Source organism: Flavobacterium araucananum (assembly GCF_002222055.1).
In the GTDB taxonomy this organism is placed as follows: domain Bacteria; phylum Bacteroidota; class Bacteroidia; order Flavobacteriales; family Flavobacteriaceae; genus Flavobacterium; species Flavobacterium araucananum.
In genome coordinates this window covers 138359-160995 of the sequence record NZ_MUGS01000015.1, presented here as the reverse complement: position 1 = coordinate 160995, position 22637 = coordinate 138359, and the positions used below count along the sequence as shown (strand labels likewise).

Below are 22637 nucleotides of genomic sequence, written 5' to 3'. Positions count from 1 at the left end.
AAATACATTATAATTTCAAAACAACTAACAACATCAAACAAAAAAGCCAGTTTCAGTAAAGAAACCAGCTTTTTTGGTATGTTTTAAAATATGATTTTTACCTCTCACATTTTTCAAAAATCTTTTTTATTTTAGATAAATACACTTAAAATATAGTATACTAAACCTGCTAATATTGCTGAGATTGGAATGGTTAATATCCAAGCCCAAATTAAGCTTACAGTAACTCCCCAACGTACAGCTGAAACACGTTTTGTTAATCCAACCCCGATGATAGAACCTGTAATGGTATGTGTTGTACTTACCGGAATTTTTAGGTGCTCTGTAAAATAAAGTGTCAAGGCTCCTGCAGTTTCAGCAGCAACACCTTCAAACGAAGTTACTTTTGTGATTTTAGAACCCATTGTTTTTACAATTTTCCAACCACCACTTAATGTTCCGGCAGCAATTGCAGAATAACACGCTAACGGAATCCATCCCGGCATTACTCCTTTGATACCTAAATCGTCGTTTGGTAATACAACATCTAACCAGGTAGCCATGTGAACACCCGGATTTGTATTGATATAAACTGCTACAGCAGCAGCAATAATACCCATTACTTTTTGCGAATCGTTTCCACCGTGACCTAAACTAAAGGCCGCAGAAGATAATAATTGCATCTTTTTTAATGCAGCATCTGCCTGATGAAGATTCAAACTACTAAATATCAAACAAAATGCACTTACCGTTAAGATGATAAAAGCAACTAAAAACCATTTAATATTATGCGGATCGAAAGCCACACTCCAAAAATGAGAAGCAAATCTAGGTTTGTCAATATCAGCATAAGGAACCATTAAACTGCTCACCAACCAAACTGTGGCAATCATTAAGGCAACTGTAAATATTTTAGGACCAATAACTTTTCGGGAAGCATTAAGCAACCAAATCGAAATTAAATAAGAAGCCAACGCCCCTAACAATGGTGCTAAAACAATAAAAGCAATAATTATAAGTACTCCTGAGGGCATTCCGCCATCTTTTCCTGCCTTATACCAACTTACGATTTGATACCAATAATGTGTGGCACCATCTGCATCGACATAACCAGAAAAACCGTGTACAGCGATCGCATGAGCAACTGCTGCTCCTGCAAAACCACCAATTAAAGTATGAGATGAACTTGAAGGAATTCCTAACCACCAAGTCAATAAATTCCAACAAATTGCTGCAATAACACCGGCCAGAATAACAACCAGGTTAATCTCCATGGTGTGCGCCGTTTTTGCAACAGTATCCGCAACACCAAATCCAAAAACCCAATAGGCCAAAAAGTTAAAAAATGCTGCCCAAAGAACTGCCTGAAAAGGCGTTAGAACCTTTGTGGCAACAACTGTTGCAATAGCATTTGCCGCATCATGAAAACCGTTGATGTAATCAAAAATTAAGGCTAATACTATAATGATTATAAGTAGCGTCATAAATTATAACTTCAGAATGAAATAAATTGAATTTAAGAATGTTTTACAGAAATAGATTCCAGTATGTTTGCAACACTCTTACATTTATCTGTTGCTGATTCTAAAACAGATAATACTTCTTTATATTTAATAATATTTTTAGCATCTGTTTCGTTTTCAAAAATTTCAAAAACTGCTTTGTTATAAACGTTATCTGACTTGTTCTCTAATTTATTAATTCTCGCACAAGCATCTTTTATGACTTTGAAATTTTTTAAATTTCTCAATTCTTTTACGGCACTATCAATGTTTTGACACGCTTCAAGATTAATTTCGGTCATTTTTCTGATCGATTTTGTAATCTTATCAACCTGATACAATCTCATTCTGCTTGCTGCACCGTGCAAATAATCTGCAACGTTATCAATAGAAGTAATTAATGTATGAATGTCCTCTCTATCAAATGGAGTAATAAAATTTCTACTCAATTCCAGATTGGTCTGACGTGTAATGTCTTCTCCTTTTTGCTCTAACTCGTCAATTTTCTGAAAAAGAACTTCTCTTTCTTTCAATGGAAGATTTACAGCTTCGTGTAAATTAGACGCTAATTCAATTAAATTGCTTGAAGCTTCTTCAAAAAGTGGAAAGAATTTCTTGTCTTTCGGCACTAAAAATTGGAAAATACTGTTTATTGACATTTTTATATTTTTGATAGTGCAAAATTACTTCAATAATACTTTGCAATGTTAAGCCATTGTTAACAAATCGTTTTCAATTTGAAAACTGTCCAGGAATTCAACAGTCTTTTCGATGTCGTAATGCAGGATTCTATCTTCCTTTACAAGAGGAACTACCTCTCTGTAACTGCTCAAAAACATCTCGATAAAATCACTTGATTTTAGAGGTTCTCTGTATGCAATCGCCTGAGAAGCATTCATTAATTCGATCGCCAAAATACGCTCCAGATTATCTAAAACACGTAACGCTTTTGTTGCTCCGTTTGCCCCCATACTTACATGATCTTCCTGCCCATTGCTGGATACAATACTATCTACGCTTGACGGAGTTGCCAATTGCTTGTTTTGACTTGCAATACTTGCCGCTGTATATTGCGGGATCATAAATCCGGAGTTTAATCCCGGATTATCTACCAAAAATGCCGGAAGATTACGCAATCCTGAAATCAATTGATAGGTTCTTCTTTCAGAAATGCTTCCTAACTCAGCCAAGGCAATTGCCATAAAATCTAAGGCCAAAGCCAAAGGTTGCCCATGAAAGTTTCCTCCGGAAATAATCTGATCGGCATCGATAAATATATTTGGATTATCGGTAACCGAATTGATCTCGGTTTTGAATACTTTTCGAACATAATCGATCGCATCTTTTGAAGCGCCGTGAACTTGTGGCATACAACGGAAAGAATACGGATCTTGTACATGTTTTTTCTCCTGAGCAATAATCTCACTTCCTTCCAGAAATTCATTAATACGTTGCGCCGTAACGATTTGCCCTTTGTGAGGACGTATATAATGTATCAATTCGTTAAAAGGTTCGCTTCTTCCGTCAAAACCTTCTAATGAAATGGTACCTATTAAATCTGCTAAATAAGAATATTTATAGGCTTTTATTAAAATATGAGCTCCGTAAGCACTCATAAATTGAGTTCCGTTTAATAATGCTAAACCTTCTTTTGACTGTAAAACAATTGGTTTCCAGTCAAAACGTTTTAAAACTTCGCTTGAAGCTACTTTTTTTCCTTCAAACAAAACTTCACCTTCTCCTAATAAAGGTAAAGATAAATGTGCCAAAGGTGCCAAATCTCCAGAAGCTCCAAGAGAACCCTGAGTATAGATAATAGGCAAAATATCGTTGTTGTAAAAATCAACCAGACGATTTACCGTTTGTAACTGAATTCCAGAATGTCCGTAACTTAAAGATTGAATTTTAAGCAACAACATTAACTTTACAATTTCAGCAGGAACTTCTTCTCCCGTACCGCATGCATGCGATTTTACGAGGTTTTCCTGAAGTTTTGATAAATTTTCATTCGAAATTTTCACATTACACAAAGACCCAAATCCTGTATTGATACCATAAATAGGTTCTGAATGCGAAGCCATTTTTTTATCTAAATAATCACGACATTTTTGAACATTTACTTTCGCTTCCTCTGATAATTCAAGTGTTTTTTGATTCACTATGATTTCCTGAAGGGCTTCTAAACTTAAGGTTTCTGTACTTATATAATGGATTTCTCTCATGTTGTTTGTATTTTAAGACCCCAAAATTCAACAAATCAATATTAAAAAGCAATGATTATTGAGGATTATTTAATCTTCATTGCAAATAAAATAAAAAAGACATCTTAAAAACAACAAAAGCAAGTCCTTATAGTATAATAAATCAAATTATAAATTTCGTCTTTGTAAACGGCAAAAATATTTCCTACTTAATATATAGGATAAAAACACTCCTTTTTGAACTAATTTTTAAAATTATTAAGGTTGTATTAATTTTAAACCATGTACGAAAAAGCTTTAAATATAGGAATAAGCCAACTTTAGAGTTTTAATTTTAACAAATACTCAATATTAAATTTCTTATAATTGAAATATTAAAATATTCGTAAAAAGGAAATTAGAGTTTTTAACTTTTATAAAAAACTGTACTTTTGAAAAATCAAAATGAAAAGTAACAGCGCAAAATATCAATCTACAATGACAACTCAAACCAGAGTTACAATTGCTGCTACAACAACTTCTACTACAACAACTACTACCCCTTAGGGGTATACATTTTACATATAATCCAGGTTATCTATACTTTTCTCTCGAAAGAAGAAAGGCAATGGATACATGAAAAACATTTACAAAGAAAAAAAAATAGTCGCAGTTTTCAGTTTCAGTTCACAGTGGATAACCATTGAACCTTTGTTACTCAAAATCTTTGCACCTTATTAAAAAACATCAAAATGAAAGTATTAAAATTTGGCGGAACTTCGGTTGCCAATGCTCAAAATATAAAACTCGTTCTCGAAATTATAAATCAAAAATCGAAACAAGATCAATTAATTGTCGTTGTATCTGCTTTAAGCAAAGTAACCGATTTATTGCAGTTAGCAGCGTCAAAAGCAGCAGCAAACGACGAAAGTTTCAGAGATATTGTCGCTGAAATCGAGAAAAAACACCTTGACACCCTAAAAGATTTAATTCCGGTAAGCGAGCAAAGCAGTTTGCTAAGCCATGTAAAAAGAATCATAAACCACTTAGAAACGTTATTAGACGGTTGCTTTTTATTAGGCGAATTATCGCCAAGAACTGCCGATACTATTTTAAGTTTTGGAGAATTGCTTTCGTCTTATATTATAGCACAAGCGTATCAACAAATTGATAAAAATGTCGTTTATAAGGACAGTCGCGAATTAATAAAAACCAACAATAACTTTGGTAAAGCGGTTGTGAATTTTGAAATTTCGAACAAACTCATTCAGGAATATTTTGGCGAAGACCAATCGAAAATCAATATTTTACCCGGATTTATCGCTCAGAATCTTGACGGAATCACAACTACTTTGGGTCGTGGCGGTTCTGATTATACTGCTGCCATTATTGCCGGAGCTCTTGATGCAGAACAATTAGAAATCTGGACTGACGTAAACGGTATGTTTACTGCCAACCCAAAAATTGTAAAACAAGCACAACCAATCGCGACTATCTCTTATCAGGAAGCAATGGAGTTATCGCATTTTGGAGCCAAAGTGCTGTATCCGCCAACGATTCAGCCTGTTTTACGAAAAAATATTCCAATATTAATCAAAAATACTTTTGAGCCGGAAGCTGAGGGAACTTTAATTTCCGATCACGTTTCATCAAAAGATACTGTTGTAAAAGGAATCAGCCATATCGACAATATTTCGCTTGTAACCCTTGAGGGTCCGGGAATGATTGGAGTTTCAGGTTCATCAAAACGACTGTTCGAAGTATTGTCTCAGGAAAAAATCAATGTGATCTTTATTACTCAGGCTTCTTCTGAGCACTCTATTTGTATCGGAATTTTAAACTCGGACGCAGATAATGCAGAAGCTGCGATCAACAAAGCTTTTGAAGTTGAGATTTTACAAAACAAAATTGATCCTGCTATTGTCGAAAAAGATCTTTGCATCATTGCTTTGGTTGGTGAAAACATGAAAAATCACCAGGGTTTAAGCGGAAGAATGTTTAGTACTTTAGGTAAAAACAACGTAAACATTCGTGCCATTGCACAAGGAGCATCTGAACGTAATATTTCGACTGTAATTAACGAAAGAGATGTTAAAAAAGCATTGAATACGTTGCACGAAAACTTCTTTGAAGAAAACACCAAACAGCTGAATCTATTTGTAATGGGCGTTGGAAATGTGGGTGAAAAATTCATCGAGCAAATTCATAACCAAAGAAAGTTTTTAAAAGAAAATTTAAAGATAAATGTTCGTGTAATTGCTTTATCAAACTCCAGAAAAATGCTTTTTGATGAAGACGGAATTTCACTAAAAGACTGGCAATCGGCTTTGGACAAAGGAGAACACGCGATTCCAACAGAGTTTATCGCACGCGCCAAAGAGCTTAATTTACGTAACAGTATTTTTGTGGATATTACTGCAAATGCAAGCGTTTCTGAAACTTACGAAAAATTCTTAAAACAAAGTATTGCCGTTGTAACTTGTAATAAAATAGCTTGTTCATCTGCTTATGATAATTATAAAAAACTAAAAAGTTTATCTCGTCAATACAATGCTCCGTTTTTATTTGAAACGAATGTTGGCGCGGGATTACCTATTATTGATACTGTAAAAAACTTAATTGCTTCTGGCGACAAAGTGCATAAAATCCAGGCGGTTTTATCCGGAAGTCTGAACTTTATTTTCAACAATTTTGATAAGAACAATTCTTTTCACGATGTAGTAAAAGAAGCCGGAGTTCAGGGATTTACTGAACCAGACCCAAAAATTGACTTAAGCGGAATTGACGTTGCCCGTAAAATCCTGATCTTAATTCGCGAAAGTGGTTACGAAATGGATATTGATGCCATTGCAAACGAGTCCTTCTTGCCAGAAGAATCTTTAGCCACAACCAATAATGAAGACTTTTTTGCTTCGTTAACAAAACACGCTGCTCATTTTGGAAAGATTTATGAAGAGGCATTAGCCAAAGATTCAAGATTGAAATACGTTGCTCAATTCGAAAACGGAAAAGCAAGCGTTGGTCTTCAATTCATCCCGAAAGATCATCCTTTCTATAACTTAGAAGGAAAAGACAATATCGTACTTTTCTACACAGATCGTTACGTAGATCAGCCGTTATTGATAAAAGGAGCCGGAGCAGGCGCAGCCGTAACCGCTTCAGGAATTTTTGCGGATGTAATTCGAATAGGGAATAACTAGTATTAGCCGCTAAGGCACTAAGACGCTAAGTTTCTAAGTTTTGTTCTTTGAAACTTAGCGCAAAAAATAAAAAAATCTTTGCGTCTTCGCGCCTTCGTGGCAAAAAACCAAAGCATTAAAAAATAAAACTTTGTGACTTTGTGCCTTCGTGGCAAAACCAACCAGAAATGAAAGAAATAAAACTATTTTGCCCGGCAACTATCGCGAATCTTTCGTGCGGATTTGACGTACTTGGACTTTGCTTAGACAATGCGGGTGATGAAATGATTGTTCGAAAAACAGAACAAAAAGGAGTTCGTATTACTAAAATTGTGGGTGCCGATTTGCCTTTAGAAACCGAGAAAAATGTTGCGGGAGTTGCGGCTCTGGCAATGTTAGAAGCCTATGAAAGAGATTTTGAACCGATAACTTTTGGTTTTGAAATCGAAATCTACAAACATATCAAAGCCGGAAGCGGAATTGGAAGCAGCGCTGCAAGTTCTGCCGGAGCCGTTTTTGGGATTAATGAATTATTAGGACAACCCTATTCTCGTAAAGATTTGGTGCAATTTGCGATGCAAGGCGAGAAATTAGCCAGCGGAAACGCTCATGCAGACAACGTTGCTCCTGCCCTTTTGGGTGGCTTTACTTTGGTAAGAAGTTATGCTCCACTGGATATTATCAGGATTGATAGTCCGGAGGAATTATTTGCAACGGTGGTTCATCCTCAAATTGAGCTCAAAACATCTGATGCACGTTCGGTATTAAAACAAACCGTTTCCCTGAAAAGCGCCATTATGCAATGGGGAAATGTGGGCGGATTAATCGCAGGTTTATACACCAAAGATTATGATTTGATAGGAAGATCTCTTCATGACGAGATCGTCGAGCCTCTGAGAAGTGTTTTGATTCCGGGTTTTGATTTAATTAAACAAACGGCTCTCGAAAACGGCGCTTTAGGTTCCGGAATTTCAGGTTCCGGTCCGTCGATTTTTGCGCTAAGCAAAGGAAAAGAAACCGCAGATAAAATTGCCAAAGCCATGAGCGATGTTTACGAAAAAATGAATTTGCCTTATGAAATTCACGTTTCGAAAATTAATCCGGATGGGGTTAGGATTATATAACACTAATTTCACGAATTTACACCAATTGGTTTGTGCAATAATTAAAACAAAAACATAACGTTTGTCAGACTGAGCGAAGTCGAAGTCCCGCAAAGTATAGCACACAAAGTATAGACGCTAACAAAAAACATGTCGTTTGTCAGACTGAGCGAAGTCGAAGTCCCGCAAAGTATAGCACACAAAGTATAGACGCTAACAAAAAACATAACGTTTGTCATTTCGAGGAACGAGACCCGAGCGATAGCGAATAGACGAAGTAAATCTCCGCTAGTAACTCCGTAATGTAAGTCAATCTTTGTCGAGCTTCTCGCGAAGATTCCTCGTTCCTCGGAATGACAAAAAAACCGAATAATAATTATTAAAATTAAAAAAATCACCACAAAGCTTTGCTCCCGATAGCTATAGGGATTGCGTTTTCAAAAGAAACCATTTCCTTGCGATCTTTGCGGTTAAATAAAAAACAACCATTAGAATTTAGAATTTAAAAAATTGAAATTTGATTACAGAAAGGTCTATTTTCTATACTCTATTCTCTTTTTTCGAAAAATTTAAAATCTAAAGTCTAAAATCTAAAATAAACCATGAAATACTACAGTTTAAACCATAATGCACCAGAAGTTTCGTTTAAAGAAGCTGTGATACAAGGATTAGCGAGTGATAAAGGATTGTATTTTCCTCAAACTATTACGCCTTTAAATCCTGCATTTTTTAACGTAATCGAAAATTTAAGCCACAATGATATCGCATTTGATGTGATTCAGCAATTTGTGGGCGATGAAATTCCAGAAGAAAATTTAAGAGAAATTATCGCCGAAACTCTAAGCTTTGATTTTCCCGTGGTAGAAGTCGAAAAAGGGATTTATTCGCTTGAATTATTCCACGGACCAACCATGGCTTTCAAAGATGTTGGAGCGCGATTTATGTCACGTTGTCTGGCCTATTTTAATAAAGATAAAAAAGACAGTAAAAATACGGTTTTAGTAGCAACTTCGGGAGATACTGGCGGCGCTGTTGCAAGCGGATTTCTTGGTGTTGACGGCGTTGATGTTGTGATTTTATATCCGTCAGGAAAAGTAAGCGACATTCAGGAAAAACAATTGACCACTTTAGGTCAAAACATTAAAGCACTTGAGGTCGATGGTGTTTTTGATGATTGCCAGGATATGGTAAAAAAAGCGTTTTTAGACGAGACTCTGGCGCATAAAAACCTGACATCGGCAAACTCTATTAATATTGCGCGTTGGTTGCCGCAAATGTTCTATTTCTTCTTTGCTTATAAAGCGTTGAAAAGCCAAAACAAACCATTGGTTTTCTCTTGCCCAAGTGGAAATTTCGGAAATATCTGCGCCGGAATTATGGCAAAGAAATTAGGTTTACCAATTGAACATTTTGTTGCGTCTACAAACGTAAATGATACTGTACCAAGATTCTTAGAAAGCGGAAAATACGATCCAAAACCTTCTAAAGCCACAATCTCTAACGCCATGGATGTTGGAAACCCAAGTAACTTTATTAGAATTCAGGAATTATATAATAACGACCTAAAAGCTTTCGAAAAAGACTTTTCTTCTTATAGTTATACTGACGAAGAAACGCTTGTTGCTCTAAAACAAATTTACAAAGTCGACGGTTATATTGCAGAACCACACGGTGCAGTTGGATATTTAGGTTTGAAAAAAGAATTACAAAAACACGAAAATGCAATTGGTGTTTTCTTAGAAACCGCTCATCCTATTAAATTCTTGGATGTTGTTGAACGGGCGCTAGGAATTACGCTTCCTATTCCGGAACAAATTGAGAGTGTTATTAATGAGGAAAAAGTTAGTGTTAAGATTAATACTTATGAGGAATTGAAGAGTTTCTTAGAGTAAAAACTCTTAAAAAAAATAAAGCCACGAATTACACTAATTTTCACTAATTTATTTTGAAAATTTGTGCAATTTGTGGTTTTCTTTTTATAGATAGTTTCTTATGTTTGATCCGCTATTTCAAATAACAAACTCATATGAACATAAAAATAATTATTCTTTTAGCAGTAATAATAATTCTACTTCTCAATTACAAAAGAATACTTTCATACATCAAATATATCAAAGAGCAAAAAGCAATAGAGTTTAAAAAAAGAACCAATCTTAATTTAGATGACCTTTACAAACTATCTGCCCCATCTACATTTTTATTATTTGGTTTCGAAAACAATATATTTCAAAAACCTGTTCTTTATTTTGATGAAAACAATCTCTATTGTATTACATCAAATTTACCAGTGGTTCAACATCCGCTATCTTCTATTACTGAAGTTCAAAGAACTGCTGTAATGATTAATAAAAGGAGAGTTTGGAAAATAATTATAAAAGATAATAACATACAAAAGGCTTATAAATTTAGAGTATATCGTAATCTTGATCTTTTTTTAGAGAAAGTAAAAGAGAACCCAAATTCAATTGTTGACGACAGATATATTTGGGGAATATTTGAATAAATATTTAATTACAATGCCTGCTGCAAATCGAACTTAATAATAAAAATACCAATGACAGGAAAACAATTGAAAATTACAGGAGAATTAATTATAGTAATTTCATTTTTAATTCAAAATTTACTCTTTGATTATTATAACGACAAATCTGAATCGTTATTAAATAGCGCTATGAGCCAATCTATTATTGACAAAGGTTCTGAATTAAAAGAATTAAAATACTTTATTGCTAAATTTCCAAATGATAGTATTACAGAACAACAGTACAGAACGTTAAACATTAACTTGGCAGCACAAAAAATCGCTTTTGCGAAAATAGTCCAAATTACAAGTTTAGATACTACTGATATAGTGAAATCTAAAATGAAAGACACTTTATCAAACGCTTCAAAAAATGTTCATAGCTTTTCAGACTACATGAATTTCATTACAAAAGTCAACACATTACAAATTGTAAATGAATCAACTACAAAACAAATACAAAAAGTAAATTCAAATAAAGATTTTTACCGTATTTTGTTTATTTTCCTTTATATTATTGGCTCAATTTTTCTTGTCTTGGCGATAAGAAAAGAAAAAAACTAGATATTATTTTCTTGTTCTTACTTCCTTACACCGGTGTGCGAAGTCTCAGACTTCGTACTCGTTCCAATAATCACAAAACAAATTACAAGACATTAGAATGGAATATAGGAGCCGGTACGAAGTCGGAGACTTCGCACAGCATACTGTTTTCTTAGAAACCGCACATCCTATCAAATTTCTTGATGTAGTTGAACGGGCGCTAGGAATTACACTTCCTATTCCGGAACAAATTGAGAGTGTTATTAATGAGGATAAAGTAAGCGTTAAGATTAAAACTTATGAGGAATTGAAAGCTTTTTTGGGGTAATATTGAGATAAATAAATTTAAAAGCCATGAAAAATAACTTCATGGCTTCTAATTTTTTTTTAATTATCTATATGCATATTATGCTTTTCGAAGTTTTTCATAGCAATACTTATAAACTTAGAAAAAGTTTTTTTTCTTTCACTCCATTGTTCAAGATGCTCTATTATAATTTCTTCTGACTTCGTTTTCTTATTTACAATAATAAAATCTATGGTTGATAATAATTCTAATCCAAATGAAGAATAAAAGCCATTTAAGAAAGCTTTTGTTTTTTCGACAGTTTCTTTATATTTTTTATTCTCAGGAAAATCTAAAAATTCAATTATTTCCATTTCGGTGTTAGCTCTTAACGCAATTTCCTCAAATGGTTTTTTATCTTTAGAACTATATCCTGTAATATAACTCCCATTCAAATAGTATAGAACATGTTTAACTTTCCCTGAATAAGGTCCATAAAAATTTGCAGAAAATTCTAATTTAAAATTATCTTTAGCTCCAAACTTTTGTAAAAAATATGCTATTTTTTCAGCTGCAAATTCTGAAACAAATTCTCCATTTCTAACCAATTCAAAAAGAACAGATAATAACATTGCTCTTGCAGGAGTTAATTTAACTCTTTCTTTTTTTAAAACTTCTTCAATTGTAGCATTTGGCTGAAAAATTGAAATATCAGTATCAATATCTTTTAGATAATACTGCATTAATCTACTTACTTTATTCCAATCTAATCCACCATGACCAGCACCCAGTGGAGGAATAGCTATTGATTTGATATTTCTATCTTTTATTACTTTAACAAGTTCAATCATTCCTTTTTCGATATAGCTATATTCTGAAGGTTTTCTCCAATCTGTTTTTGTTGGGAAATTTATGATTATTTTTTTTCCTCCTAATAATGATTGCTCTTCAGTAACTAATAACTCTCCAATATGAAATTCGTTGTTTTTACATGCCTTAGCATAAACCTTATAATTATTTGGAAATTGATTTTTAAACTGCAATGCAATTCCTTTACCCATAACACCAACAGTGTTTACTGTATTGACTAAAGCTTCAGCTTCACTTTCTAGTAAATTCCCTTTTATAAATTTGAGCATATTAAAAATAAAATTCGCTTTTTATTAAAATTTTGTCATCTGGTATTCCTAATCCTAAAAGCTTATCTTTAGCTTTTTGATTATACACCGCATATCTCCCAATTGCTTCGCAAGGTATGTCTTTTTCAATCAGAAATTCCGCTTCTTTTCTTCGTTTTTTATCCAAATCTTTAGGATCATTCCAATAAGAATCTTTAATAACCTTTAAATCAATTATTTCTTCAATTTTAGTAATTTCATTAGGTAAAAAAAAACTACTCAAGCAATTTACCGCATGACCATCCGTAAAAATATAATCAAGTCCTAAATTAATTATTTGAGCAACAGTAGTTATACAATAAACTATATTTTCTGCAGATGTAGCTTGAACTCCATTAAAACCTTTTTGTATAACATAAAGCATCGGCATTCTACACCAAAAATAAAAAGGTATGTAATTACTGAGAGTTTTCCCATTGGGAGTAAAAAAAAAATTGCGGTTATTTATTAGGCTTCCATCACCAATTGCTTTATAGTTTTTATTTGCATTAACGGAATCTATTTTAGTAATTCCATGTTGCAACACATGTTCCATGTTATCAATATGTAACATTCTAAAAAGATAAATTTTATTTAAATCTGTCACTACTATAGAGTTTTATCAAACGTAATTAATTCAACGCACTTATCAAAGAAAAGATTATTATGATTATAGAATTTTTAAAAGTATTGATATCAAAATTATTACTTTAAAAAAAAATAAAGAGAAGTAAAACCAAGTAATCTAAAATTTTCAATCAAACAATATAAACTTGTCTTTTTATTTATAAATACAATTTACCCTTTCAGTTTTCCTATTTCTATTTCCTTGTCTTCAGCATGAGCGTCCTGCTCATAAACGCAAAAAAAACAAAAAAAGAGACATTAGACCTTATCTTAATAAGATCTCTTTTTTATTCTAATCTATACTCAAAAAACGATTATTTCCCGTTCAATAATTTCTCCAAATATTCAACTTTATCTTGTTCTGCTTGCACCAAACGTTCGTAAAGTTCAACAACTTTATCTAAAGGATTAAAAGTGCAATTATAATTACCTGTGGTAGTCGAAAGTGTTCCGTTATCTTGAATGGTGTTTCCAATAATATTAAAAACCGCTTCTTCCGAAAAGTTCTTAATTGCTTCAACAGAAACTCCAAGAACTTTTGCTATGTCACTTAGTTTTTGTTCGTCGACAGTTTCGCTTTTTTCAATATTCGAAATTGTCTGCTGGCTTATTCCTAAAGCTTCCGCCAGTACTTCCTGTTTCATATCTTTAAGCTCTCTGATACGGCTTATATTTCTGCCGATATGTTTTGGTTTTATTGCTGTACTCATGATTCAAAGATATTTAAAATTCTTAAACGAAAATAAATTTAGGTAAAAAACAAGTCGTTTTTGTAAGATACGTATTTCATAATGTATACAAACTGTTGTTTACAAAAGCTTGCTATAAAATTAAATCTAAAATATCAGACGCAAATTCGACGGATTCGTTATCACGAAGACACGGATTAATACTGATTTTTAATATATAAACCGTTTAAATCTGCTCCCGATAGCTATCGGGATTGCGAAAGAAAATCCGTTTTATCAGCGTTCTATTACGAGCGAGACTTACTATTTTTTTATATCTTTAAAAACTCTAATTATAGTCACTATTTAGACCATTGAAATTCAATAACACTCCCTAATTCTATGAAAAAAACAATATTTTTATTTCTTTTAGCTGGATTTTTTACTTCATATTCCCAAGAGTCAAAACCAAAAGCTGCGGATAAACCACCGGTTGCAAAAGAAGAAAGTTCTGCTGCTAACCTTACTTTCAATCCGGATTCTCAGGTTATCACAAATCATACGACCACAATAAAAGGACAAAAAATTCCTTATAAAGCAACAACCGGGACGATGCCTGTCTGGGACGAAGACGGAAAAGCAATTGCCGGATTATTCTATACCTATTATGAGCGCTCTGATGTAAAAGATCGGGATTCACGTCCTTTGGTTATTTCATTTAATGGTGGTCCGGGTTCTGCTTCGGTTTGGATGCAGATTGCTTATACGGGACCAAGTTTGTTAAATATTGATGATGAAGGATATCCTGTACAGCCTTACGGAATAAAGGAAAATCCTTATTCTATTTTGGATGTTGCTGATATCGTTTTTGTAAATCCTGTCAACACAGCGTATTCAAGACCTACAAGCAAAGAAATCCCTACTACAAAGTTCTTTGGCGTAAATGCCGACATAAAATATTTAGCCGATTGGATCAATGGTTTTGTAACCCGCTCTAATCGTTGGGCTTCGCCTAAATACCTGATAGGAGAAAGTTATGGCACAACCCGTGTTTCGGGATTGGCGCTTGAATTACAAAACAATCAATGGATGTATCTCAACGGAGTGATTTTGGTCTCTCCTACTGATTTAGGGATAACCCGTGGTGTTGTTTCAGACGCTGCGCTTAAACTACCCTATTTTGCAGCTACCGCCTGGTATCACAAAATGCTGAGTCCTGATCTTCAAAACAAAGATTTAACTGCTATGTTACCCGAGGTTGAAGATTTTACCATCAACGAACTTCTTCCTGCATTATCTAAAGGGGGATCTTTAGAAGAACAAAAAAGAAAAGAAATTGCCACAAAAATGGCACATTATTCCGGTATTTCTGAGAAAGTGATCCTGCAAAATAATTTAGACGTTCCGTATGATTATTTTTGGAAAGAACTGCTAAGAGATAAAGGTTATACCATAGGAAGACTTGATTCAAGGTACAAAGGAATTGATCGTAAGGATTCTGGTGAAAGTCCGGATTTTAATGCCGAACTTACGTCCTGGCTACATTCTTTTACACCTGCCATCAATATGTATGTTCGTAATAATCTTAATTACAAAACAGATTTTAAATATAATATGTTTGGTTCTGTATTTCCCTGGGACAGATCTAATGATAAAACAGGCGAAAACCTGAGACAAGCCATGGCTCAAAATCCATATTTGCACGTAATGGTGCAATCAGGATATTATGATGGTGCCTGTGACTATTTTAATTCTAAATACAATTTATGGCAAATGGATACAAGCGGAAAACTAAGTGATCGAATGTCATGGAAAGGCTACAGAAGCGGTCATATGATGTATTTGAGAAAGGCTGACTTAGAAGCTGCAAATGAAGACATCAGAACATTTATAAAGCAATCATTGCCTAAGGCTGGCGAACCTGCAAAATATTAAATCTAATTTCTAATTTTAAAGAAGCTAAATTACAACTACTATAATTCATGATCTCAAAAGCTACAATACAAGATATTCCCTCATTAACAATATTAATAAACTCAGCGTACAGAGGCGAAACTTCAAAAAAAGGCTGGACTACAGAAGCGCATTTATTAGCCGGAAAAAGAACTACCGATGAAGAATTAACAGCAATTATTTTAGATCCTAAAAATACATTCCTGAAATATACAGAGAACGACAAGATTATCGGATCTGTTTTATTGGTCGAAAAAGGAGATCAATTGTATGTAGGAATGTTAACTGTTTCGCCTGAATTACAAAATAGCGGGATTGGTAAAAAGATGCTGGCAGAAGCTGAAATTCATGCCAAAACTTTGGGATTGTCTACGCTTAGTATGACGGTTGTTTCGGTTCGTTCAGAACTTATTGCGTGGTACAAACGTCATGGTTATGTTGATACGGGCGAAAGAGAACCTTTTCCTTCGAGTGATATTCATATTAATATTTCTGATAAACCTTTGGAGTTTATTTATTTAGAGAAGCACGTTTAAATGGTTTGCCAAGAAGACACAAAGGCGCAAAGTTTTTTTTCCTTTTTACCATATAAGTGATATAAGTTCATTTAAAAGTAGATTAAATATGAATCTTAGATACTTCAAATCTTATAAAATATTAAGTAAATGAACATAACCCATTTATCTAAAAAAGATAGTAAATCCTCTATCTGGAGTGGCGGGTTGACGTATGAATATATCATATATCCGAAAACAGCAAACTACGCCGACAAGGATTTTCTATTCAGAATAAGTAGTGCTACAATAGAGCAAGTTCCCTCGGAGTTTACCCAATTTAAAGGCTATCACCGCTATTTGGTTATGCTTGATAATGGCTTAGCTATTGAGGTAAACAAAGAAAAAAAGGTATATGAGAAATATGAAATCATAGAATTTAAATCTAATGATGATGTGACTTCTTATACAAAAGGCATTGATTTTAACTGGATGGTTTCTGAAAAAATAGCCCATCATAACCTTAAAATAACAAATAGTAATGAGAATTGTAAGGCTCAAATAATAATTTTATATTCTCTGGATACAACCGTTATTAAAATTAATGAGACGTCGTATGATCTAAAACCTTATGATTTATTAGTCATTGAAAATCCAGAAAAGGAAAATATAATAATTGATTTTTCTACTGAATGCCTCTTTGGGATATTGGATTTTTAATTAGATCACGAAGTTTTTTTAATGGCGCAAAGACGCGAAGTCGCAAAGATTATTTGTTTTTTACCACATAAGTGATATAAGTTCATTTTAGAAAAACAATCCCTGATAATCTGTCGAATCAGTAAAATCTGTGGGCTATTTCTTTATACAAAACTTAAATTTCCTTATATTATTACATGGTTTAAAAACTTTGCGTCTCTGCGGACTTTGCGAGATTTTTTTAATAATACAGAGACGCACTGCAGTACGCCTCTAAAGGAACCTTTGAACCTTTGAACCTTTTTTAAACCGTCCTTTTAATCTTTGATAAAAATTCGTGCGAAACACCAAGATAAGACGATAAGTTTCTATTATTGATTTTTTCTACTTTGTGCGGGTACTTATCGATAAACTCGAGATACCTTTGCTTCGAAGTTTTGTTTAAGACATCTATAAGTCTTTGCTGAATGGCGATGTTTGCTTTTTCGACCATAATGATATGAAACTGAATTAGCTTGGGCACTTGCTCAAATAAGAGCATTTTATTTGCTTTGCTAATGACCAAAATCTCACTGTCTTCAATCGCCTTGATATTGTAGGTTGTTGGCTTTTGATGATAGAAACTTTCGAGGTCACACATCCATTCGTTCTCAAAAGAGAAGAAAATAACACTTTCGGTACCGTTGTCATTCAAAATGTAGGTTTTGAAAGTACCTTTTAAAATAAAGCCTTCGTAGGAACTGTTTGAATCCTGAATTTGTAGGTATTCATTTTTCTTTAGTTTGATAAACTCGGCTTTTTCAACAACAAATTCCCATTCTTCATCTGATAACGGGATTTTGCGTTCAATACTTAATCTTAGGGGCTTGTACATGCGTTTTTACTTTTATTCTTACTTGGGGCGTAAGTTTTGAATTAATTAAAAAATTATGTAATCGATTACGCAAAAGTACTTTTTTTATGCATTTTTGTAAATTAACAATTGTTAAAAAAACACTTTTTATACAATTATTTTCAAAACATTGAACTTGTTCAACTTTTTACAAAGTTTTTATAGTCAGTTTTGCACTGTTAAATTAATATAAACCCCCAATTTATTATTATGAAATTTAAATCAACATTTTCAGTGTTCCTACTAACACTGATTTTAGGTTTTACAGCTTGTAACACCGAAGACATTGCATCTCCAAACAGTGAGAGCGCTATTATTGAAACTGCAACACCTACTTCTGGTAGTCTGACTGCAAAAGTTGGAAACTGTTCTGAAGTTCCCGGATGGGCTTCTCAAAACGGTGGTACAACCGGTGGAGGAACTGCTGCTGAAACAACTGTGACTAACTACGCTCAGTTGAAATTGGCAATTGAAAACAGTGCCGTAAAAGTGATCAAAGTTACCGGTACAATTACCGTTACGACAAGATTATCATTGCAAGATCAAAGCGGTAAAACTATTTATGGTACTAGCGGTGCAAAATTAGTTTCTACAAACCAAACTAAAGATGCTTCCGGTATTATCAACATCAAAAGAGTTAAAAACTTAATCATCAGAAACCTTATTTTTGAAGGTCCTGGTGCTTATGACACTGACGGTTGGGATAATGCTATTTTGGACGATTGCCAAAATGTATGGGTTGACCACTGCGAATTTAGAGATGGTGTTGATGGAAACTTTGACATCAAAAACAAATCTAATTATGTAACGGTTTCTTATACAAAATTTGGTTACCTGAAACCTGCCAAAGCTGGTGGTTCAGGCGGAACTGATGATCACAGATTCTCAAACTTAATTGGTTCAAGTGATGGTGCAACTGCTGATCGTGGTACATTAAAAATTACTTTTGCCCGTTGTTGGTGGTCTCCAGGTTGCAAAGAAAGAATGCCAAGAGTTCGTTACGGACAAGTGCATTTGATCAACAACTATTTTAATAGTACTGCAAGTAATAAATGTATTGCAGCTGGATTTGAAGCAAACCTTCTTGTTGAAAGAAACTCTTTCGACGGTGTAAAAACACCTATCGATTTAATGACCGGTTATACAGCGGTTACTGCAGTAGATAATGTTTTTGCTAATACATCAGGAAATCAATTAGGTAGTAAAACTGCTTTTACACCTCCTTATACAATCGTGAAACTTGCTGCATCTGCTGTTAAAGCTGATGTTACTGCAGGAGCCGGAGCTACTTTTTCCGGTAACACGTGTGGATCGTTCTAGTTAAAAAAGATGAGTTAGTTTAGTTTTTTTTATTTAAACCATATAAGTTATTTAAGTTGTGTTGAGTCTAATTGACTTTTGCATTCTTAAACTACTTATATGGTTCTTTTTTTTACTGTGATTTTTTTTGCCGCAAAGACACAAAGACGCTAATTTTTTTATAGTATGCCTTTATAATCTCGCAAAGGCGCAAAGTTTTTGACATTCTTTGCGCCTTTGCGAGATTTTTTAAATATGAAATGTTAGACGCACTGCAGTACGTCTCTACAGAAAAACCTCTGAACCTTTGTTACTCTGTACCTTTGAACCTTAAAAAAAACCTGTGAAGATTTAGACGCATTGCAGTACGTCTCTACAGAGAAACCTCTGAACCTTTGCCTCTCTGCACCTTTGAACCTTAAAAAAAAACCTGTGAAGATTTAGATGCATTGCAGTACGTCTCTACAGAGAAACCTCTGAACCTTTGCCTCTCTGGACCTTTGAACCTTTAAAAAAAAACCTTTGAACCTCTTTTAAAGAACTAATTCCTCAAACAATCGTTGAATCGTTTTATCTAAATCCTGACATAATCCTGAATGTGGTCTGGAAGTCTGAATTGCTGAACTCCGAATGGCTGTTAACCAGCGAAAGCGTTCCGGAATCTCCATTTGGCCAATTGGACCGCCATCTTTGGCTCCGTTAACAATTTTTTCTAATGCAGTAATATTGCAATGCAATTGTTCGATATCAAAATCGTTTGACAATGCTTCGACTTTTGCATCGTTTATGTGGTGCAATACTTTTATAAATTTGGCTTTTTTGCAAAATAAAATGATTCCGATATTCAGGAATTCTTCGCGTTCTACTCTTGGTACCACGCGAATTACGGCATACTCATATAGGTGACTATCTTGCATTTTGCGCTTGGTTTACAAAGATTTCTGAATTGTTTAGTCTTGTTTGCAAAAACTGTAGGTAAACATTTCGCAAAGCTTCCGGCGTTTCATCGCTATCTTCCCATTGCAGCCATTCTTCTGGAATTGTGTTTACAATTTCTTTTAGAATTTCTGGTGTTAGAAGTGTTTTATATTCAGCATCAACCTCTTTTAAAAGGGAAGCTTGCGGCAATAAAACGTGGTCTTTTATTAAGGCAAACGGACTCTTGGCGTGTTGCTCCCAATTGTTCCAGGAATGGTGAAAATACAAACATGCTCCATGATCTATAAGCCATAATTCTTTATGCCAGATCAGCATATTGGTGTTTCTAAAGGTACGGTCGACATTGGTAATATAAGCATCCAGCCAGACTATTTGCGAAGCTAGTTTGGGATCAACGGTTGTTACAACAGGATCAAAGGTTATGGCACCTGACAAAAAATGAAGTGCCAAATTTAATCCCTGACTTCCTTGTAGTAAATCCTGAATTTCTTCGTCGCCTTCGCTTCGTCCAAATGCTTCGTCGAGATGGGCAAAAACCAATTCCGGCAGTTGAAGTTTTAAAGCTTTTGCAATTTGTCCGCCAACCAATTCGGCAATCAGAGCTTTTATACCATGACCGGCACCTTTAAATTTTAGGACGTATTTAAAATCGTCATCGGCTTCTGCCAAAGCGGGCAAAGAACCGCCTTCGCGCAAAGGTGTAATATAACGTGTAACGTTTACCGTTCTGAGATCGAAATTGTTTTTCATAAGCAGTATTTACTGGAATACAAACTTACGAATTTAGATTTCTGATTGTAGAGTTTAGATTGTAGATTTCTGATTGTAGATTTTAGATTTTAGATTTTTCTTAAACCGCAAAAAACGCTGGGAATGATTTTTAAGCTGTTATTTTTAAGTACGCGGATGAAACAGATTCGCTAAAGCGAAAGCGCGGATTTACACAGATTTTTAATTCTTATCTGTGATATTTTAGCCGAAGGTTTATAGTAAAAAAATTTAATTGAAAAATTTCAAATTCCAACTATCTTCATTTTGTCACCCTGAGCGAAGTCGAAGGGCGTACCAATTGGAACGTGGGCTTCGACTTCGCTCAGCCTGACAAGCTGAATACAACAAAAAAACTTTGCGAATCTTTGCGTATCCCGATAGCTATCGGGATTGCGCTCTTTGCGGTTAAACTACGATCCGACAAAACTTGAAACCTGAAACCTGAAACTTGAAACTCAAGAAACTTTCTCGATCTCCAAAAAAGCTTTACCCAGATTCTCTATAATATCTGATGCTATAAACGCCTGATAACCTGTTTGTGGCAAGGCAATATCTGCGGTTAAGCCGTGGAGAAATACACCTAGTTTTGCGGCATATTTAGGTTCATACCCTTGTGCGAGTAAACTGGTGATAATTCCGGTTAGGGTATCGCCACTTCCTGCGGTGGCTAGTGCGGCATTTCCGGTAGTATTTTCGTAGATATCGGTTTTAATGATGATGTGGGTTGGTGCCCCTTTCATGACAACAATTACTTTATATTTTTCTGAAAAAGCGATTGTTTTTTGAAACTTTTCAGACTCTGAATTCCATTTTCCTATCAGGCGTTCGAGTTCTTTGGGATGTGGTGTCAAAATGGTGTTTTCAGGAACCAGCTCTAACCAGGATTGATTTTGTGATAAAATATTCAACGCATCGGCATCTATAACCAAAGGTGCTGTATTGATTCTTAAAAATTCGAATAATGCTTTTTGTGTGCCTAACTCCTGCCCTATTCCGGGACCAATTGCAATTGCCTGCGCGCTTATTGGGATATGAATATTGGTTATGAAATTAGCATTTTCATCGGTCACTACCATAACTTCGGGAATCGAGATTTGAAGAATCTGATAACCACATTTTGGCGTATAAGTTGTTACGAGTCCGCAGCCCGATTTTAGACAGGATTTTGAAGCAAGAACTGCTGCTCCTATTTTGCCATAACTTCCGGCAATAATCACAGCATGTCCCTGAAGTCCTTTGTGTGTATGAGGATTTACAGGTTTGTAGAATTTTAGAATTTCTTGTTTTGTGATTAAAAGCGGATCTTTCATTTTGGTTTATTTATTGTAATCATTATTTTTTAATCACTTACGGATTTAGGTTGAGGTATTAGAACGCTGATGAAACGGATTTACTTCGTAAAACGCGGATAAAAACAGATCTTTTACCTGGATGCTGTATGCTCTTTCTTAATTAAATAAATAACACGTTGCGTATATTTTTTGAACACATAGAAACATTAGCATGATTGAACTCATAAAAGGCGTTTTACTTGCATTAACGCACATAGCTATGTGTGAGAAACGAGTTTCTTTTCAATTTACTTTTTCAAAATCATAAAAGCTATGTTTCTATGTGTTTAATTAATTTCTTACGCTTACACCAATGGATTAAATTAGATGATTAAAGTTACATAAAAATTTGAAGAAGAAAGTGTTTCTTGTTACCGTTAATTCCTAGCCCTGATAGGAGCGATATCCTTTTATATTTTTCTTTAAAATATAAAAGATATAGCGGATAGCAGGAAATAGCTCCTAAACATTGCGAAATTTATAATTTAGACTGCTATTTTTAGATATTTTTTGA

General features: G+C 34.2%; 19 protein-coding genes and 1 pseudogene. 10 read left to right on the top strand and 10 right to left on the bottom strand.

All coding sequences use genetic code 11. The annotated features are described in order from the left end of the window. Nucleotides 1-131: 131 nt before the first annotated feature. From B0A64_RS10730 to hutH, 3 genes are read right to left on the bottom strand one after another with little or no spacing between them, the layout of a single operon-like run. Complete coding sequence (locus B0A64_RS10730; protein WP_089479515.1) at nt 132-1463, bottom strand: inorganic phosphate transporter; 1332 nt, start codon at nt 1461-1463, stop codon at nt 132-134. Between the two features lie 32 nt (nt 1464-1495). Further along, nucleotides 1496-2140, bottom strand: coding sequence for a DUF47 domain-containing protein (locus B0A64_RS10725; RefSeq protein WP_007810732.1), 645 nt, complete (start codon nt 2138-2140; stop codon nt 1496-1498). A gap of 48 nt (nt 2141-2188) precedes the next feature. Beyond that, nucleotides 2189-3703: a histidine ammonia-lyase gene (gene hutH, locus B0A64_RS10720; protein WP_089479514.1), complete on the bottom strand. Its 1515-nt coding sequence runs from the start codon at nt 3701-3703 to the stop codon at nt 2189-2191. A 710-nt stretch (nt 3704-4413) separates the two neighbouring features. On the opposite strand from hutH, the gene thrA reads away from it, so the two are divergent. The 6 genes and pseudogenes from thrA to B0A64_RS10690 form a co-directional block, all read left to right on the top strand. Next, on the top strand, nt 4414-6861 hold the full coding sequence (thrA, locus tag B0A64_RS10715) for a bifunctional aspartate kinase/homoserine dehydrogenase I (RefSeq protein ID WP_089479513.1): 2448 nt from the start codon (nt 4414-4416) through the stop codon (nt 6859-6861). A 167-nt stretch (nt 6862-7028) separates the two neighbouring features. Further along, on the top strand, nt 7029-7964 hold the full coding sequence (locus B0A64_RS10710; protein WP_089479512.1) for a homoserine kinase: 936 nt from the start codon (nt 7029-7031) through the stop codon (nt 7962-7964). A gap of 581 nt (nt 7965-8545) precedes the next feature. Next, the gene (gene thrC / locus B0A64_RS10705; RefSeq protein ID WP_089479511.1) at nt 8546-9835 is read left to right on the top strand and encodes a threonine synthase; all 1290 of its coding nucleotides are present in this window, start codon (nt 8546-8548) and stop codon (nt 9833-9835) included. A gap of 134 nt (nt 9836-9969) precedes the next feature. Beyond that, the gene (locus B0A64_RS10700) at nt 9970-10446 is read left to right on the top strand and encodes a hypothetical protein (RefSeq protein WP_089479510.1); all 477 of its coding nucleotides are present in this window, start codon (nt 9970-9972) and stop codon (nt 10444-10446) included. Nucleotides 10447-10497: 51 nt separating this feature from the next. Further along, complete coding sequence (locus tag B0A64_RS10695) at nt 10498-11028, top strand: hypothetical protein (protein ID WP_089479509.1); 531 nt, start codon at nt 10498-10500, stop codon at nt 11026-11028. Between the two features lie 145 nt (nt 11029-11173). Next, nucleotides 11174-11335: pseudogene (locus B0A64_RS10690) on the top strand (threonine synthase); the annotation flags it as partial. A gap of 59 nt (nt 11336-11394) precedes the next feature. Here the strand turns inward: B0A64_RS10690 and darG are convergent. The 3 genes from darG to B0A64_RS10675 all read right to left on the bottom strand — a co-directional run bounded on the left by darG (nt 11395) and on the right by B0A64_RS10675 (nt 13787). After that, nucleotides 11395-12432 carry a type II toxin-antitoxin system antitoxin DNA ADP-ribosyl glycohydrolase DarG gene (gene darG, locus B0A64_RS10685; RefSeq protein ID WP_089479507.1) on the bottom strand — a complete coding sequence of 346 codons (1038 nt, stop codon included), beginning with the start codon at nt 12430-12432 and terminating at the stop codon, nt 11395-11397. 1 nt (nt 12433) lies between these two features. After that, the gene (darT, locus tag B0A64_RS10680) at nt 12434-13057 is read right to left on the bottom strand and encodes a type II toxin-antitoxin system toxin DNA ADP-ribosyl transferase DarT (RefSeq protein ID WP_123875913.1); all 624 of its coding nucleotides are present in this window, start codon (nt 13055-13057) and stop codon (nt 12434-12436) included. A gap of 334 nt (nt 13058-13391) precedes the next feature. Further along, nucleotides 13392-13787: a helix-turn-helix domain-containing protein gene (locus tag B0A64_RS10675; RefSeq protein WP_089479505.1), complete on the bottom strand. Its 396-nt coding sequence runs from the start codon at nt 13785-13787 to the stop codon at nt 13392-13394. A 360-nt stretch (nt 13788-14147) separates the two neighbouring features. On the opposite strand from B0A64_RS10675, the gene B0A64_RS10670 reads away from it, so the two are divergent. From B0A64_RS10670 to B0A64_RS10660, 3 genes are all read left to right on the top strand, one after another. Then, entirely contained in the window at nt 14148-15680 is a 1533-nt protein-coding gene (locus B0A64_RS10670; RefSeq protein WP_089479504.1) for a S10 family peptidase, read from the top strand. 47 nt (nt 15681-15727) lie between these two features. Then, a complete protein-coding gene (locus tag B0A64_RS10665) occupies nt 15728-16234 on the top strand; it encodes a GNAT family N-acetyltransferase (protein ID WP_089479503.1) in 507 nt (168 codons plus the stop codon). Nucleotides 16235-16363: 129 nt separating this feature from the next. Further along, entirely contained in the window at nt 16364-16912 is a 549-nt protein-coding gene (locus B0A64_RS10660) for a HutD family protein (protein WP_089479502.1), read from the top strand. Nucleotides 16913-17195: 283 nt separating this feature from the next. Here B0A64_RS10660 and B0A64_RS10655 read toward each other — a convergent pair whose 3' ends face one another. After that, entirely contained in the window at nt 17196-17765 is a 570-nt protein-coding gene (locus tag B0A64_RS10655) for a Crp/Fnr family transcriptional regulator (RefSeq protein WP_089479501.1), read from the bottom strand. A 228-nt stretch (nt 17766-17993) separates the two neighbouring features. Between B0A64_RS10655 and B0A64_RS10650 the strand changes: the two genes are divergently transcribed. Next, nucleotides 17994-19103: a pectate lyase family protein gene (locus tag B0A64_RS10650; protein WP_089479500.1), complete on the top strand. Its 1110-nt coding sequence runs from the start codon at nt 17994-17996 to the stop codon at nt 19101-19103. A 512-nt stretch (nt 19104-19615) separates the two neighbouring features. Here the strand turns inward: B0A64_RS10650 and B0A64_RS10645 are convergent. From B0A64_RS10645 to B0A64_RS10635, 3 genes are all read right to left on the bottom strand, one after another. After that, a complete protein-coding gene (locus B0A64_RS10645) occupies nt 19616-19999 on the bottom strand; it encodes a DUF3037 domain-containing protein (RefSeq protein ID WP_089479499.1) in 384 nt (127 codons plus the stop codon). After that, complete coding sequence (locus tag B0A64_RS10640; RefSeq protein ID WP_089479498.1) at nt 19989-20771, bottom strand: HipA family kinase; 783 nt, start codon at nt 20769-20771, stop codon at nt 19989-19991. Before B0A64_RS10640 ends, B0A64_RS10645 begins: the two co-directional genes overlap by 11 nt. 476 nt (nt 20772-21247) lie before the next feature. Next, on the bottom strand, nt 21248-22102 hold the full coding sequence (locus B0A64_RS10635; protein WP_089479497.1) for an NAD(P)H-hydrate dehydratase: 855 nt from the start codon (nt 22100-22102) through the stop codon (nt 21248-21250). Between the last annotated feature and the right edge of the window lie 535 nt (nt 22103-22637).